This is a genomic window from Anaerocolumna aminovalerica (genome assembly GCF_900115365.1).
GTDB classification, from domain to species: Bacteria; Bacillota; Clostridia; order Lachnospirales; family Lachnospiraceae; genus Anaerocolumna; species Anaerocolumna aminovalerica.
The window spans coordinates 1-17193 of record NZ_FOWD01000023.1 but is presented as its reverse complement, the minus strand read 5'-3'; the positions used below and the strand labels follow the sequence as shown (position 1 = coordinate 17193).

Below are 17193 nucleotides of genomic sequence, written 5' to 3'. Positions count from 1 at the left end.
TCTGTACCATAGATGAATTGGTTAAATGACCACTTTATATGATTGTGGGAACAGTAATAGAATGAACAATAATATCTGGATGATGGAGGTAAAGATATGGATAATATACCAGTAGTAAAATTAGGAATTGTAGCCGTTAGCAGAGATTGTTTTCCTATGAGCCTTTCTGCTAATCGAAGAGGGGCAGTTGTGGCTGAATATGTTAAAAAGGGACTGGACATATATGAATGTCCCACAGTGGTTGAAAATGAATTACATATGGGTAAGGCACTTGATGAAATTAATAAAGCAGGATGTAACGCATTGGTAGTTTTTCTTGGTAACTTTGGACCTGAAACTTCAGAAACATTATTAGCAAAAGAATTCAAGGGACCAGTTATGTTTGCAGCAGCAGCGGAAGAGGCAGGAGATAAGTTGTTAGATGATAGGGGAGATGCTTATTGTGGTATGCTAAATGCCAGTTACAATTTAAACTTACGTAATATCAAAGCATATATTCCCGAATATCCGGTTGGAACAGCCCAGGAAGTTGCTAATATGATTGAAGAGTTTGTGCCCATTGCAAAGTCAGTTATAGGTCTTAACAACCTAAAAATAATTTCTTTTGGACCACGGCCACAGGACTTCTTAGCTTGTAATGCTCCCATTAAACAATTATATAATTTAGGTGTTGAAATTGAAGAAAATTCTGAATTAGACTTATATGCAGCCTTTAATGATCACAAGGATGACCCTCGTATTCCTGAAGTAGTGAAGAATATGGAAGCTGAACTTGGAGCCGGTAATAAAATGCCTGGAATCTTACCCAAACTGGCTCAATATGAATTAACATTACTTGATTGGATCAAACAACATAAAGGCTCAAGACAATTCGTAACATTTGCTAATAAATGTTGGCCTTCCTTTCAAACACAATTTGGCTTCGTTCCATGTTATGTAAACAGCCGATTAACAGCTATGGGTATACCGGTATCTTGTGAGGTGGATATCTATGGTGCATTAAGTGAATATATTGGAACGGTTGTAAGCAATGATGCAGTTACTTTATTAGATATTAACAACACGGTGCCTGCAGATATGTATAATGAGCAAATTAAAGACAAATATAATTATACACATAAGGATACATTCATGGGATTCCACTGTGGTAATACAGCTTCCTCTAAACTTTCCTTCTGTGAAATGAAAAATCAAAAGATAATGGCAAGAGCATTGGAACCGAATCAGGAACCTAACATTACAAGAGGTACATTAGAGGGAGATATTATTCCAGGTAAGATTACCTTTTTCCGCTTACAAAGTACAGCAGATACGAAATTAGCTGCATATATTGCAGAAGGTGAAGTACTACCGGTAGCTACAAGATCCTTTGGTTCCATTGGTGTATTTGCGATTCCGGAAATGGGAAGGTTCTATAGGCATGTATTAATTGAAAAGAATTTTCCCCACCATGGAGCAGTTGCATTTGGACATTTTGGCAGAATATTATTTGAAGTATTTAAATATCTTGGAGTAGAAGACTTGGGATTTAATCAACCGAAGTCCATGTTATATAAATCTGAAAATCCATTTGTTTAAGTTATTATTTATTATTAGATCACCGTCTTGATATAATAATAAAGAAAAATTTATTAAAAAAATGCTGGGAAATTCCTAAGGTTAAGGGAACTAATCTATTCATATAGTTAGCTCCCTTTCTTTCCGTAATAACCCCATGGAGATATTTTCTGTTTCACAGCTTTTGGGGTTCACAAATAAGCTGTGCTCATAACATTTATAAAGGTTACTTCACTTAATCCGTATATACCATAGGCGTATGTGGAATACCATTTTTGATTTGTTCAACATCTAAATCCTTAAACCCCATTTTATGATAAAAAGGGATTCCGTAACGGGACGAATGTACTGTAATTTTTTTAATACCCCTGTTCTTTAAATCTCTTAGCAAGTGCTCAAATAGTGAGGTGGCCACGCCTTTCCAGTGATAATCCTTATGTACAAATAAAAGTGATATATGATTCCGTAAGCTTATGGATGCAATTCCGATTAGCCTGTTCCTATAAAATGCACCAAACATAATTTGATCTCCTGAAGAGATACGATTCTTAAATTCTTCATTTTTTATAATAGTATTTTCAAAGGTTCTAATTCCTTCATCCGGATAATTAGGTGCTTCAAATTCTAAGAATACTTCCCACACCAGGGATAAAGCTTCATCAATTTCATTCATTTCCAGTTTTCTAATTGTATAGCTCATTATAAACCTCAATTCCGGTGCTTTTCCATCTTTTAATTTTTTCTATATGCTACTAATAAGAGGATACCATATAATTACAAAATAATAAAGAGAATACAGTGATTAATTTATAGAAAGAATGGAATAAATAAAATTTAAGAAATCATCTGATTAATAAATTATAGAAATATATGATTCATGAATATTAAAAGTTTTAATATCATAGGGTTGTAATCATTAAGTATTCCTTCTAAAACCACAGTGGTGTATGTAGTTGTGCTTGTAATATAAAGATTAAATGGTATATAATGTTATTATCTTGTAATAAATTGTTTTTATGTATCGAATTTTGGAGGGCTATAATGATAGAGTTAAATAAAAAAGAATTTAAAGAAAACATAATTGAATACCTAAAACTTTTTTATCGTAAGAATATAGATGAAGCAACAAATCAGCAGTTATTTCATGCAATAGCCTATTCCCTTAAAAACACTATTATAGAGCAATGGATGGCTACCCATAAGACATATGAAGAAAAAGATGTAAAAACCGTGTATTATCTCTCCATGGAGTTTTTGATGGGGAGGGCATTAGGAAATAATATTATTAACCTAAAGGCAGAGAAAGTAGTAAGAGAAGTCCTTGATGAATTAGGAATTGATTTAGAGGATATAGAGGAGGAAGAAACAGACCCTGCCTTAGGAAATGGAGGCCTTGGAAGACTGGCAGCCTGCTTCTTAGATTCCTTGTCAACTTTGGGCTATCCTGCCTATGGATGCGGTATTCGTTATAAATATGGTATGTTTAAGCAAAAAATTATAGATGGATATCAGGTTGAAGTTCCGGATTATTGGTTAGAGGAAGGCTATCCCTTTGAAATAAAACGTCCCGAGTATGCAAAGGAAGTAAAGTTTGGGGGGTATGTAAGGATGATTCGGGATGAACAAGGGAGAGATAGATTTATTCAGGAGAATTATCAATCAGTAAAAGCAGTTCCTTATGATATTCCAATTGTGGGTTATGGTAACAACATAGTGAATACCTTAAGAATATGGGATGCGGAGGCTATTAATACATTTAATTTAGAGTCCTTTGATAAAGGAGATTATCAAAAAGCTGTGGAACAGGAGAATCTGGCAAGGATTATTTGTGAAGTTCTATATCCCAATGATAATCACTATGCAGGTAAAGAACTAAGATTAAAACAACAGTATTTCTTTGTATCGGCAAGTATTCAAAGAGCAGTCTCTAAATATATGGAAAAGCATAATAATATTAAAAACCTTCCTGAGAAAGTATGCTTTCAGCTAAATGACACCCATCCTACCGTAGCAGCAGCTGAACTTATGCGAATTCTTTTGGATGAGTACTGCCTTTCTTGGGAAGAAGCCTGGGAGATTACCAATAAGACCTGTGCTTATACCAACCATACCATAATGTCTGAGGCTTTGGAAAAATGGCCCATTGATTTATTCTCAAGGCTCCTTCCAAGAATTTATCAAATCGTTGAGGAAATTAACCGGCGTTTTGTTATGGATATTAAAAAAAGATATCCGGGGAATGAAAGTAAAATTGAAAAAATGGCTATATTATATCAAGGTCAGGTAAGGATGGCGAATCTGGCAATTGTGGCTAGCTTCTCAGTTAACGGTGTAGCCAGACTTCATACGGAGATACTGAAAAATCAGGAATTAAAAGATTTTTATGAAATGTATCCGGAGCGTTTTAATAACAAAACCAACGGTATCACTCAAAGAAGATTTCTCCTTCATGGAAATCCTTTATTGGCAGATTGGGTAACGAAAAAAATCGGAGACCAGTGGATTGTGAATTTACCACATATAGATAAATTAACTGCTTTTTCAGAGGATCCCATAAGTTTAAGAGAGTTTATGGATATTAAGTATCATAATAAAAAAAGACTAGCAAAATATATAAAAGAACATAATCAGATAGACATAGATACGAATTCCATATTTGATATTCAGGTGAAAAGGCTTCATGAATATAAACGGCAGCTTCTTAATATATTGCATGTGATGTATCTTTATAATCAACTTAAGAAGAATCCTAATATGGAATTTTACCCAAGAACTTTTATATTTGGAGCGAAAGCATCGGCAGGATATGAACGAGCAAAATCAATTATTAAATTGATTAACAGTGTGGGAGCAGTTATTAATGAGGATACTTCCATTGGTAACAAAATAAAGGTTGTATTTATAGAGAACTACCGTGTATCCAATGGGGAACTTTTGTTTGCGGCAGCAGATGTATCGGAACAGATTTCTACCGCCAGCAAAGAAGCTTCCGGAACCGGTAATATGAAGTTTATGTTAAATGGCGCGATCACCATTGGGACCATGGACGGAGCTAATGTGGAAATAGTAGAAGAAGTAGGACTGGAAAATGCATTTATATTTGGCTTGAGTTCGGATGAAGTAATTAATTATGAAAAAAATGGAGGATATAACCCTCAGGATATTTATCATAACGATTTGGGTATAAAAGAAGTGCTGGATCAATTAATAAATGGATTTTATACCCCTGAAAAACCCAATTTATTTAAAAATATATATGACTCTTTATTATATTCCAATGGCTATGAAAAGGCAGATCCCTATTTTATATTAAAAGATTTCAGAACCTATGAAGCTGCTCAAAAAAGAGTAGCGGAAGCTTATCTGGATAAGGAAAGATGGGCAAAATCAGCACTTTTAAATACTGCTAAATGTGGAAAGTTCTCTTCAGACCGTACCATAGAAGAATATGTACAGGATATATGGCATTTAGAAAAAATTGAACCTAAATAATTTTAAATAAAATAATTAGAAAGTTGCCCAAGTAAGATTGGTAGCAATGAATAAAAGTATCATTTCTGGTGAAAATATACCTAGAGGTGATAATAATGAAAAAACACAACTTAGCTGAATTTTTTAAAAGCAAAAGTTTTTATGCGTTATTATGTGTTGGTGCATTAGCAATCGTAACAATTGCAATGGTGGGACTGAATCGTACATCTGAAAGAAACAAAAATCAAAACTTGGTAGATTTAAATGAACCAATTATTTCAGATGTGGCTGATGGAGAAATTGATAGTAACCAAGATGCAAATCAACCAGACAATAATAACACAAATCCATCCGATGTTGCTAATAATATGGGTAACGGGCAGATGGAAGTAGCAGAAGGAGATTCTGAAACTCCCCTTACAGATGGCAGCCTTCTGGAATTCGATGTTTATGAAGAAACCCAAAATACTGCTTCAGGTGAAACAGCAGCTACATCTGAGAATGCAGGAAATTCCGTTGCACAATCTGCAAATACTGCTGAAACCGAAAAACAAGAAGAAGTAAAAGCAGTTATGCAGCCGGCAACATTAAACTTTAACGTTGATAATGGTTTATTATGGCCTGTTACTGGTAATGTTATTATGAATTATAGTATGGACAGGGTGATTTATTTTGAAACTTTGGAACAGTTTAAAACCAATCCCGCTATAATTATTGATGCTGAAGTTGGTACAGAGGTACTTAGCGCTGCAAAAGGTAAAATAACCTCTATTACTGACGAAGATGAAACTGGATTAACAGTGACTGCATCTATCGGAAATGGTTACAGTTTAGTATATGGACAGTTGGAAGATGTTACAGCAAAAGTAGGAGATATTATTGAAGAAGGTAAAGTAATAGGAAAAGTTGCAAAACCTTCTAAATATTACTCTGTAGAAGGCAGTAATCTATATTTCCAGGTATTAAAAGATGAAGAGACTATGAATCCTATGGCATTACTTAGATAATACGAAGAGATTCACTAAAAAAGTCTGTTATTATTATTCTAGTGTTGTAAATGCATCTAGATAGTTTTCACGGACTTTTTTTGTTGCCCGAAAAAAGTTCCTGTAACCATTTAAGGCATTTGGAATATGATGATAGTAATCAATATATGGAATAAGAGTAGTACATATCTAAAAAATTCGCAACCGAAGCTCTTATACCATATATATTTTTCTTTGGCAATATACAAGTTTTATTCGGGTGCTTAACATAGATATGATCAAAAAATGGGCAAATAAGACGTAAGTCTTATTTCGCCCGTTTTTTGTTTAAGGATTATAAATATATTGAAATCTTCCACGGGAGATTAGTGCTGTGAACAAAGTCTCCAGATTTTGAAAGACCAATATCTAGTTTACACTTCTCTTTACATAACTTGTGTGTAATATTTCATGAGCCTTATGGCTGCCAGGTTTACCAAAATAGGTATCGTATAATTCCTTGATAGCCGGATTATCATGGGATTTTCTGATTGGCATACCCGCATCCAAATCATATAACACTTTGGCACGAAGAGCTCTAACATCTGTAAAGTTTCTAACATTTGCTGGAACCTGAGGCATACCGCCGCCGTTTACACAGCCGCCCGGACAGCCCATGATCTCAATAAAGTGATAATCCGCTTCTCCGTTTTTCACTTTGGTTAATAATTCTTTGGCATTCCTTAGTCCGGAGGCTACAGCAACTTTTACATCCATTCCTGCCACATGATAAGTAGCTTCTTTTATGCCTTTTGTTCCTCTGACTTCAGTAAAATCTACTTTCTCCAATTCTTCCCCGGTTAAGGTTTCTACAGCAGTTCTTAGAGCTGCTTCCATAACACCGCCAGTTGCACCGAATATAACTGCGGCACCGGTTGAAATACCAAGAGGAGAATCAAAGTCCTCATCTGGCAGTGAGCTAAAGTCAATACCTACTCTTTCAATCATTCTACCTAATTCCCGAACAGTTAAGGATACATCTACATCGGGAACACCTGCGGCGTCTTGATCAAGTCGTCCGATTTCAAACTTTTTAGCAGTACATGGCATAATTGCTACCATAAAGATATCCTTTGGATTAATACCCATTTTCTCGGCATAATAGGTCTTTGTGGTGGCACCAAACATTTGCATTGGTGATTTACAAGTGGATAAATTATCTGTCATATCAGGGAAATAATGTTCACAGTATTTAATCCACCCCGGAGAACAGGAGGTAACCATTGGGAGGGTTCCGCCGTTCTGAACTCTTTCAATGAATTCATGAGCTTCTTCCATAATAGTAAGGTCCGCTGCAATGTCTGTATCGAATACCTTATCAAATCCCAGACGGCGTAAGGCAGCTACCATTTTTCCTTCAACATTGGTTCCTATAGGAAGGCCGAATGCTTCACCAAGTCCGGCTCTTACAGAAGGAGCGGTTTGAACAATTACATATTTCTTTGGATCAGCAATAGCCTGGAATACTTCTTCCGTATTATCTTTTTCTGCGATAGCGCCTGTAGGACAGACTGCGATACATTGTCCGCAGGAAACACAGCTGGTTTCACCAAGACCCATTTCAAAGGCAGAGGAAATCACTGTTTTAAATCCACGCTCATTAGGTCCAATTACACCAACTGCCTGAGTCTTCTCACATACTGCGGAACAACGTCTGCATAGAATACACTTATTGTTATCCCGATACATATGTGCAGCGGATTCGTCTAATTCATAGAGGGTTCTTTCACCATCATAGAATTCTTCATCTTCAACTTTAAGGTCTTTACAGAGTTTCTGTAATTCACAATCTCCGCTTCTAACGCAGGAAAGACATTTTCTATCATGATTGGATAAGATTAATTCAAGGGTTCTTTTTCTGGAGCTTAATACTTTCGGAGTATTCGTCCATACCTCCATACCCTCATTAATTGGATATACACAAGATGCTACAAGGCTTCTTGCGCCCTTAACTTCTACAACACAGATACGGCATGCACCGATTTCATTAATCTCCTTTAAGAAACAAAGAGTAGGAATATCTATATGAGCATATCTGGCTGCTTCCAATATGGTAGAACCTTTTGGTGCAGCTATATCCATGCCGTTAATTTTAATATTTACCGTCTCCATATATACCTCTTTTCTATTTGATAATCTTAATAATGTGATTAAATAATATTATTGAGAAATCAAAATCATATCGTTAACTTATAAGGATATTTTTATGGTTCATGGTTTAAGGGAATTCCTTCAACACAAATTCCACAAAAATCTTAAATTCAAATTATCTCTTGGAAATAGCTCCAAAGCGGCATTTTTCCACACATGCACCACATTTCACACATTTATCCTGATGAATCATATGCACTTCTTTTACCGTTCCTTCAATTGCATTATTTGGACAGACTCTGGCACATAAAGTACAACCTTTACATTTATCCGCATCAATGACATAGGATAATAGTGCTTTACAAACTCCGGCAGGACATTTCTTATCTACTACGTGAGATACATATTCATCTCTAAAATAGCGAAGGGTGGATAATACAGGGTTTGGTGCAGTCTGGCCTAAACCGCAAAGGGAGTTTTCTTTTATATGATAACAAAGTTCTTCCAACTTATCCAAATCTTCAAAAGTACCTTGGCCTTTTGTAATTTTATCAAGAATTTCATATAAACGTTTGGTTCCGATTCTGCATGGGGTACATTTACCGCAGGATTCATCCACAGTAAATTCTAAGAAGAACTTAGCTATATCAACCATACAATTATCTTCATCCATTACAATAAGTCCACCAGACCCCATCATAGATCCAATGCTAATTAAGTTATCATAATCAATTGGGATGTCAAAGTGCTCTACTGGAATACATCCGCCGGATGGACCACCGGTTTGGGCTGCTTTGAATTTCTTTCCATTTGGGATTCCGCCGCCGATATCTTCAATTACTTCCCGGAGAGTGGTACCCATAGGGATTTCAACAAGGCCGGTATTTTTGATTTTTCCCCCAAGGGCAAATACTTTTGTTCCCTTGGATTTCTCTGTACCCATAGAGGAGAACCATTGGGGTCCATTTAAAATAATTTGTGGTATATTTGCATAAGTTTCTACGTTGTTTAAGATAGTTGGTTTTCCAAAGAGACCTTTTTGAGCAGGGAAAGGAGGCCTGGGACGAGGCTCACCGCGATTTCCTTCAATAGACGTCATAAGGGCTGTTTCTTCACCGCAAACGAAAGCACCTGCGCCAAGTCTTAATCCAATATCAAAGTTAAAACCGCTTCCAAAGATGTCTTTTCCTAAAAGCCCATATTCACGTGCCTGATTAATAGCCAATTCCAGACGCTGTACTGCAATTGGATATTCAGCACGTACATAAATATATCCTTGAGAAGCACCGATAGCATAACCGGCAATGGCCATTGCTTCCAGCACAACATGAGGATCTCCTTCCAGTACAGAACGATCCATGAATGCACCGGGGTCACCCTCATCGGCATTACAGCATACATATTTTTGATCTGCATCATTTGCTTTTGCAAGTTTCCACTTTAAGCCGGTAGGGAAACCGCCGCCTCCACGACCGCGAAGTCCGCTGTCTAGCAGATCCTGAATTACCTGATCAGGAGTATATTCGGTTAATACCTTACCTAAAGCTTCATAACCGCCGGTTCCAATGTACTCTTCAATATTTTCCGGGTTAATAACACCGCAATTACGAAGTGCAATTCTATGTTGTTTTTTATAAAAATCAGTTTCATTAAGAGATTTAATACCTTCATCTGTAATGGTTTCTTCATATACAAGGCGGGATACCACTCTTCCCTTTAATAAGTGTTCGGATACAATCTCAGGAATATCCTCTTCTTTAACCATGGAATAAAAAGTTGCTTCCGGATATACTACCATGATTGGACCCAATGCACATAGGCCATGGCAGCCGGTTTGTACAACGCAAACTTCTTTTGCCAATCCCTGTTTTTCAATCTCTGTTTGCAGAACTTCCATAATCTTTACACTTCCGGAGGAAGTACAGCCGGTACCACCACAAACTAAAATATGTGAACGATACATAAATTACAGCCTCCCTTCGGAACTTATGGTGTATTTACTTACTACCTGACCACGGATTAAGTGTTGCTCAACAACCTCAAGAGCCTTTTCAGGAGTCATTTTTACATAAGTTATTTTATCTTTTCCAGGTTCCATTACTTCTACAATGGGTTCATATTGACATAAACCGATACAGCCGGTTTGGGTGACAGCAATATTTGATAAATTCTTTGATTGAACAGCATCAGAAAGTGCAGTCAATACAGGTCTGGCACCGCTTGCTATACCACAGGTAGCCATACCTACAACCACTCTGGTTTTTTCAGAATCTTCTGATCTTAAACCAATTTGGCCTTGCATCTTTTCTCTGATGGCTTTTAACTCTTCCAGAGTTTTCATATATCTCTTCCTCCTTATAAATTCTACAGAAATGTTAAATATTTGACAATCCCCAGTAAAATAATAGGGATTTTTTAGTATTCAATTTTAACATGCTTAATCCATATATCTTAACAATTTATATACATACCATGTTCTAAATGTATTCTCCCTGGTCAACCTCATCTTTATGATCTTGCAGATACTCTTTGATAAAGTTAGATACCTCCGGTTCCTGGAAAGAAATATCCCCTAATATTTCCCGAAACTCTTTCGTATCCAGAGTGAAGCAACGTCCATCAACACTGTAAGAATAGATAAAATGAATATTTTCATTACAGGTAATCAGCGAAAGCATTGTACTGGTTATATCACCAAGAGGCATTCTGTCAATATGTGATAACACAAAGGCGGCGGTAACTTCCGTACCTTTTCCTGCTTCTGACACTATAGTGAAGGTTCCCCCAGTCATTTCTGCTCCATATTTAAAAAAAGGCACACCAAGACCGATTGCTCTGGTAGTTCTTGTGGTATAAAATGGATCATCCACTTTTGCCAATTGGCTGTCCGTCATCCCATAACCATCATCTGATATTACAATTTTTAAATAATCTTCTTTATGATCTGCCTTAATATCTATTATTATATGAGATGCACCTGCCTCAATAGAATTCTGGGCAACGTCTAATACATTAAGAGAAATTTCCGTCATCATAATATGGCATGTAGCTCCTATTCATACTTTGCTAAAATACCTTCTATATCATCAACAGTTAATCTTCCGTACACATCATCATTTACAGTAAGTACAGGAGCCAGACCGCAAGCACCGATACAACGGCATGCTTCTAAAGAGAATTTACCGTCAGGTGTACATTCGCCACCTTCGATATGCAATAATTCCATTAATTTAGAATAGATATCTCCTGAACCCTTTACATAACAAGCAGTTCCCAGACAGACAGATATTTTATATTTGCCTTTTGGATTTAATGAAAATTGAGAGTAAAAGGTAACAACGCCATAAATTTTTTCTAATGGTATATCCAACTCATTTGAGATCATGGTTTGAACTTCAATCGGAAGATAACCATATATGTCTTGTGCTGCCTGTAATATTGGCATTAATGCACCTTCGTCATTCTTATGTGTTTTAATGACTTTGAGAAGTTCCGCTTCTTGCTCTTTCGTTCCTGCAAAAGGGACAGTTTTTTTCTTGGAACCCATTTTTTAACCTCCTTCAATTCACTACTAAGTCTGTAATGTAAATTCTAGCCGAACTAAGTATAGCATGATATTGATAAAAAATCCACAATATTTTAGAAAATCCACAAAAATTAATAATTAAATAAGAGATATTATCGAAATTTGAAAACAAGGAATACCAGTTGAAAATTAAAAATAGCAATGTTATACTAATTTTAAATAGAAAGGATATTAAATTTGTAACCATTGTATATAAGGAGGAAACCTATTCCATGACCGTAAATGATATAAAATCTATACTAGAGGCACGTCTTATTTCCGGTGAAGAACATTTGGAGAAAGAAGTTCACACCGCCTGCGGGTCTGATATGATGAGTGATGTTCTTGCGTTTAATAAAGACCAATCGGTATTATTAACGGGTCTGTGCAATATGCAGGCTATTCGCACTGCCGAGATGATGGATATTGTATGTATTGTATTTGTTCGGGGAAAAATGCCCGATGAAGGTATGATTGCTTTGGCCCGGGAAAGGGGTATTGTATTATTATCTACCGGTCATAGAATGTTTTCTGCTTGTGGCCTTCTGTATGAAAAAGGTTTACGTGGAGGTGCAACATACCGTTGAGTGATAAAATCGTCTTAACCTATCAAGTTTCTGCTGATGATTTTACTAGAGCAGGAGAAGCTTCCAGTGATGTTAAAAGTAAATTAAAGAAAATGGGCGTAAAACCAGAGATTGTACGCAAGGTGGCAATTGCCATGTATGAAGGTGAAATTAATATGGTGATTCATGCAAATGGCGGAAGCATAGATGTTATTATATCTCCGACAGAGATCAGTATGATTCTGGAAGACAAAGGACCTGGAATTGAAGATATAGAAAAAGCTATGCAGGCAGGATATTCCACAGCTCCGGATAATATCCGTTCTCTTGGATTTGGAGCCGGTATGGGATTACCAAATATGAAGAAATATTCTGATGAAATGCAAATAGAATCCGAAATTGGGACAGGTACCAAAGTGACTATGAAGGTATTCCTGTAACAAGATTATTCTGCGTTGTAAAGAAGTAATGTAATTAAATGAGATAACAAAATTAGCAGTGTATAAGTAAGAGGGGAAAAGCCATGGATAAGTTTTTTAATGCGGTTCGTTTGGACGAAAATTTATGTAAAGGTTGTATCAACTGTATAAAAAGGTGTCCAACCGGGGCTATTAGAGTAAGAAACGGGAAAGCCGTAATTACTAAGAAGTTCTGCATTGATTGTGGTGAATGTATAAGGATTTGTCCTCACCATGCAAAACTGCCTTTTTATGATCCCATCAGTATCTTGGATCAATTTGAATATACGGTTGCATTGCCGGCACCTTCCCTGTATGGCCAGTTTAATAACCTGGATGATATTAATATAGTTCTTACCGCTCTTAAGGGTATGGGATTTGATGATGTATATGAAGTCAGCGGTGCTGCCGAATTGGTGTCTGAAATGTCCAGAAAATATGTGGAAGAGAATGAAGACAAATGGCCTATTATCAGCACGGCATGCCCTTCTGTAGTACGACTGATAAGAGTTCGTTTTCCAAATCTTATAGAACATTTACTGCCTATACTGGCTCCGGTGGATTTGGCAGCTTCCCTGGCAAGGGAAAAGGCTATGAAGGAGACAGGGCTTTCTTCTGAAAAAATAGGTATTATATTTATCTCTCCCTGTCCCGCAAAGGTTAGCGCAGTAAGGACTCCCCTTGGAATTGATAAAAGTGAGGTAGACGGGGTATTAGCTATAAAAGATGTTTATCCCAGGCTGCTTTCCTTAATGAAAGAGGTAGAAGTATCAGGGGAGATAGAAGAACTATCTATATCCGGTAAGATTGGAATCAGTTGGGGCGGAACCGGAGGAGAAGCAGGAGGCTTGCTGACAGATAACTATCTTGCAGCAGATGGAATCGAGAATGTAATCCGGGTATTGGAGGACTTAGAAGACCAAAAGATCGGTATGCTGGAATTCATAGAACTAAATGCCTGTAACGGCGGTTGTGTAGGCGGTGTTTTGACTGTGGAAAACCCATTTGTAGCAAGGGTAAAATTGAAACGGTTAAGAAAATACCTGCCGGTTGCCCGTAATCATATTAATGATACCAACATCGGAGCTGGGGGTTCAAAGAAAGTCCTATCCCCAGAGAACCAAGATGTAGGTAAAACCAATAAAGGTGAAGCCAATCAAGGCATGGCAAATTCAAATGGTATCAACAGAACAGGATTGGATAAGACCAATGTTTATTGGACTCACAAAGTGAAATATGAACCGGTATTTAAATTAGGAATGGATATGAAAGAAAGTATAGCCATGATTTCTAAAGTAGAGGAATTATGTAAAGAGTTCCCGGGGCTTGATTGTGGTTCTTGTGGGGCACCCACTTGTAAGGCACTGGCAGAAGATGTTGTAAGAGGCGTCGCCAGTGAAAAAGACTGCATACACATTCTGCGTCAGTATATTCATAAGATATCGGATGAAATCTCAATGCTGGACAATCAAAACAAAGCTATAACGTATTCCAATAAAGAGGATACAGAAAAGGAATAGGTTGAAGGAATTTCATTCTTTTCAACCTGTGAAAGGAGCATGGTTATTAAGATGACAGTACAAGAATTAATAGATAAGGATGTATTTAAAGTAAATCAAGTTGGATATAATTTAGGGCAATGCATATCCGAACCATTTTGCTGTGATTTGCTAAGCATTGCTATGAGTAAAGCACCTGCTGACAGTGCATGGGTAACAGTTATGGGAAATATTAATACATTAGCAGTGGCAAAATTAGCAGATGTAGCTTGCATTATATTAGCTGAGGGGGCAGAACTGGACCAGAACGGGCTGGAAAAGGCAAAGACACAAAAGATTACGGTACTTAGCACAGATAAACCCATTTTTGAAGCTGCTTTAACTGTGTATCAATTACTCCATGATTAAGCTGGCTTATGACTTCCATCTGCATTCCTGCTTATCTCCTTGTGGCGATAATGACATGACCCCCGCTAACATTATTGCCATGGCTGCGCTAAAGAAATTAGACGTGGTGGCTTTGACAGACCATAATTCCAGCAAGAACTGTCCGGCCTTTCTTGCAATGGCAAAGCAGTATGGCATAATAGCAATTCCGGGAATGGAATTATGTACTCAGGAAGAAGTGCATGTGCTCTGCTTATTCTCCAGACTGGAGGATGCCATGAACTTTGACGGTTATGTTTATGAACATCTGCTTCCCGTTCCTAATAACCAGTCCATATTCGGCAGACAGCAAATCTATAATGAAGAGGATAAGGTCATAGGTGAAGAACCATATCTTCTGATTAATGCCACCGACATATCCTTTGAGGAGGTATATGATTTGGTGAAAGGCTATAATGGGATAATGCTTCCGGCTCATATTGATCGAACTGCCAACAGTTTGTTATATAATCTGGGATTTATTCCCCCGGAATCGAAATTCTCCTGTGTGGAATTATATGACAAGGATAAGATGGAGTATCTAAGAAAAGAAAACCCCTATCTGACTAACTGCAATATTATAACCAATTCCGACGCCCACTATTTAGAACACATAAATGAACCGGTAAACTTTATCCGGTGTGAAAGCAGGGATATAAAAGATGTACTAAGGGCACTGGTTAGAGAATAATATTCGACTTTATAAAGAGGCCTGTAATTATTTTCTGAGACGGGTTATAATTATTAAAAGAATTTAAGGTCTACTTTTTAACAGCTTTACTAATAAAAAGACATTTAAAATTATAGGAGGACTAAAAAAATGAATGGTATTGGTGCAATCTTACTTATATTATTTGTATTATATTTTGTTATAAAATATGCAGTTAAAAATGCAATTATTGAAGCATATAAGGATATTTATAAATAATTTGTTAAAAAAATGGGACTGTCGCTTTAATTAGTGCGACAGCCCCATTTTAATTATAGTGAGTATATAAAAGATCTTCAGTAACTAAAACTTATTTAATCAATATAATTTATAAATCAATATAACTATTATTCCATATGCAATAATCAAGCTCTAAAAGATCATAAAATCCAAGATTTACTCCACCTACATTAATAAAATAACCCAAATTACCTCTTAATACATGATAGAAATTAGGTTCAAAAAAAACACCAGCTTGTTCTAATTGATTATATGTAATAGAAAAAGTTGCAAGTCCAATTCCACTTATACCAGCATCTCCAGTTGAATCAGTAATCATTTTGTTATTATATTCAAAATAATATGATGCATTCACTACTTGTGCAGATGCACCAGGAACATTATAGGAAAGAGATCTTCTTAGTGTTCCAGAATAAGCAGAAGGCATTTTATCATAACCAACATGACCTTTGTCACCTACAAATTCAAATCCATCATTTAATATATTAATGAATGATGGGTTTGAATACAATCTTACGCTATTATTATGATTTTCGACTTCTGTATGTACTTGTTCAATCCAAGTTAATGCTTCTTCCCAAGTATCAAATTCTTTAGGAATTACATTGTTAGGTACAGAATTTACTATTTCCATATCAATTCCTAAATTAGTTTCTACTTCATTAATGAATTGTTCAGCATTATCTAAGTTATTCTTATCTTTTGCAGATGCGATTAATGGTGAACACAAAGAAGTTACTATAATAATGCAGATAATTTTTTTAAAAAGCTGTTTCATAATTTTATTCCTCCTTATTAAATATTTATATACTCACAATACATATTATACCATATTTTGAATTTATTGTAAATACATATTCTGTAAGTTTCTAAATTAAATAAAAACCGACAGATTAGAAATAACATTATTTTGTGTACCTTAAATTAAATATTTAATATATTTAATTTATAAAAAAATCTTGACTTAGTTATGAAAAAACAGAGTATAAGTTTTTCATACTCTGCTTTTTAAAAATACTATATTTGATGTCTTAACTAAATGACATTGGCCGAGGAGGCTGTCTATGGCCGACTAGAGAATCAGTGACTAGCAGCGCCCTCTGCGATGCTGGTCGTGCGTTTTGAGTGCCGCATGAGAGTAAAAGATGAGAAGCGTCTGCCGTAGCAAAATTATTCCTATATACTGTGTTATCCTAGAACACCTAAATTAAGTCATTATGAAAGCCCCAGTAATACTTTCAGAGTTTTCTACAACTTCCTGGGCAAAGCGTACGTACAATGTCGTCAACTTTAGATGATAGCAAATCTCTACATGAAAAATATTATATTATTTATATTTTATATTTTCATTTTTAAAGAAAAAGAGTATACTAAATACACCTAACAGAATAGGCTTTTTTTGCAAATATTCACTTAATATACTTATAAAGTTGGTTTTGAATTTTTGTGATATTTTCTTCTGTTACGTGTCATTTGTCGTTCATATTTCCGGTTGCGGCGGATTTGTGAACGACATTTTTGAATTTCGTAAATTAAATCGTTATATATGTAAATCCAGTCTTTTGATGATTCTATTAAAGTTATGA

General features: G+C 36.0%; 16 protein-coding genes. 9 read left to right on the top strand and 7 right to left on the bottom strand.

The genetic code is table 11. The features are described 5' to 3' along the window. Nucleotides 1-96 precede the first annotated feature (96 nt). The gene (locus tag BM183_RS13005) at nt 97-1578 is read left to right on the top strand and encodes an L-fucose/L-arabinose isomerase family protein (protein WP_091687313.1); all 1482 of its coding nucleotides are present in this window, start codon (nt 97-99) and stop codon (nt 1576-1578) included. A 214-nt stretch (nt 1579-1792) separates the two neighbouring features. Here the strand turns inward: BM183_RS13005 and BM183_RS13000 are convergent, their stop codons facing one another. Further along, nucleotides 1793-2257 (bottom strand): GNAT family N-acetyltransferase, encoded by a 465-nt coding sequence (locus BM183_RS13000; RefSeq protein WP_091687312.1) that lies wholly within the window; start codon nt 2255-2257, stop codon nt 1793-1795. Between the two features lie 341 nt (nt 2258-2598). Here BM183_RS13000 and BM183_RS12995 point away from each other — a divergent pair, with 341 nt between their 5' ends. Next, nucleotides 2599-5049, top strand: a complete 2451-nt coding sequence (locus tag BM183_RS12995) for a glycogen/starch/alpha-glucan phosphorylase (RefSeq protein ID WP_091687311.1) — start codon at nt 2599-2601, stop codon at nt 5047-5049. Between the two features lie 95 nt (nt 5050-5144). Beyond that, a complete protein-coding gene (locus tag BM183_RS12990) occupies nt 5145-6035 on the top strand; it encodes a peptidoglycan DD-metalloendopeptidase family protein (RefSeq protein ID WP_091687310.1) in 891 nt (296 codons plus the stop codon). 387 nt (nt 6036-6422) lie between these two features. On the opposite strand, the gene BM183_RS12985 is transcribed toward BM183_RS12990, so the two are convergent. The 5 genes from BM183_RS12985 to BM183_RS12965 all read right to left on the bottom strand — a co-directional run bounded on the left by BM183_RS12985 (nt 6423) and on the right by BM183_RS12965 (nt 11691). Continuing rightward, on the bottom strand, nt 6423-8165 hold the full coding sequence (locus BM183_RS12985; protein WP_091687309.1) for an NADH-dependent [FeFe] hydrogenase, group A6: 1743 nt from the start codon (nt 8163-8165) through the stop codon (nt 6423-6425). Nucleotides 8166-8319: 154 nt separating this feature from the next. Next, nucleotides 8320-10107 (bottom strand): NADH-quinone oxidoreductase subunit NuoF, encoded by a 1788-nt coding sequence (locus BM183_RS12980; protein ID WP_091687308.1) that lies wholly within the window; start codon nt 10105-10107, stop codon nt 8320-8322. A gap of 3 nt (nt 10108-10110) precedes the next feature. Then, nucleotides 10111-10485, bottom strand: coding sequence for a (2Fe-2S) ferredoxin domain-containing protein (locus tag BM183_RS12975; RefSeq protein ID WP_091687307.1), 375 nt, complete (start codon nt 10483-10485; stop codon nt 10111-10113). 136 nt (nt 10486-10621) lie between these two features. Continuing rightward, nucleotides 10622-11179, bottom strand: coding sequence for an ATP-binding protein (locus tag BM183_RS12970; protein ID WP_091687306.1), 558 nt, complete (start codon nt 11177-11179; stop codon nt 10622-10624). Nucleotides 11180-11196: 17 nt separating this feature from the next. Then, nucleotides 11197-11691, bottom strand: a complete 495-nt coding sequence (locus tag BM183_RS12965) for an NADH-quinone oxidoreductase subunit NuoE family protein (RefSeq protein WP_091687305.1) — start codon at nt 11689-11691, stop codon at nt 11197-11199. 251 nt (nt 11692-11942) lie between these two features. Here BM183_RS12965 and BM183_RS12960 point away from each other — a divergent pair, with 251 nt between their 5' ends. From BM183_RS12960 to BM183_RS21085, 6 genes are all read left to right on the top strand, one after another. Beyond that, nucleotides 11943-12296, top strand: coding sequence for a hypothetical protein (locus tag BM183_RS12960; protein ID WP_091687353.1), 354 nt, complete (start codon nt 11943-11945; stop codon nt 12294-12296). Further along, nucleotides 12293-12715: an ATP-binding protein gene (locus tag BM183_RS12955; RefSeq protein WP_091687304.1), complete on the top strand. Its 423-nt coding sequence runs from the start codon at nt 12293-12295 to the stop codon at nt 12713-12715. Before BM183_RS12960 ends, BM183_RS12955 begins: the two co-directional genes overlap by 4 nt. 83 nt (nt 12716-12798) lie before the next feature. After that, complete coding sequence (locus BM183_RS12950) at nt 12799-14253, top strand: [Fe-Fe] hydrogenase large subunit C-terminal domain-containing protein (protein WP_091687303.1); 1455 nt, start codon at nt 12799-12801, stop codon at nt 14251-14253. 51 nt (nt 14254-14304) lie between these two features. Then, entirely contained in the window at nt 14305-14640 is a 336-nt protein-coding gene (locus tag BM183_RS12945; RefSeq protein WP_091687302.1) for a hypothetical protein, read from the top strand. Then, a complete protein-coding gene (locus tag BM183_RS12940; RefSeq protein ID WP_091687301.1) occupies nt 14633-15349 on the top strand; it encodes a PHP domain-containing protein in 717 nt (238 codons plus the stop codon). Before BM183_RS12945 ends, BM183_RS12940 begins: the two co-directional genes overlap by 8 nt. 129 nt (nt 15350-15478) lie before the next feature. Beyond that, nucleotides 15479-15586, top strand: coding sequence for a DUF6019 family protein (locus BM183_RS21085; RefSeq protein WP_242960990.1), 108 nt, complete (start codon nt 15479-15481; stop codon nt 15584-15586). Between the two features lie 109 nt (nt 15587-15695). Here the strand turns inward: BM183_RS21085 and BM183_RS12935 are convergent, their stop codons facing one another. Continuing rightward, nucleotides 15696-16385, bottom strand: coding sequence for a hypothetical protein (locus BM183_RS12935; protein WP_091687300.1), 690 nt, complete (start codon nt 16383-16385; stop codon nt 15696-15698). Nucleotides 16386-17193: the final 808 nt, after the last annotated feature.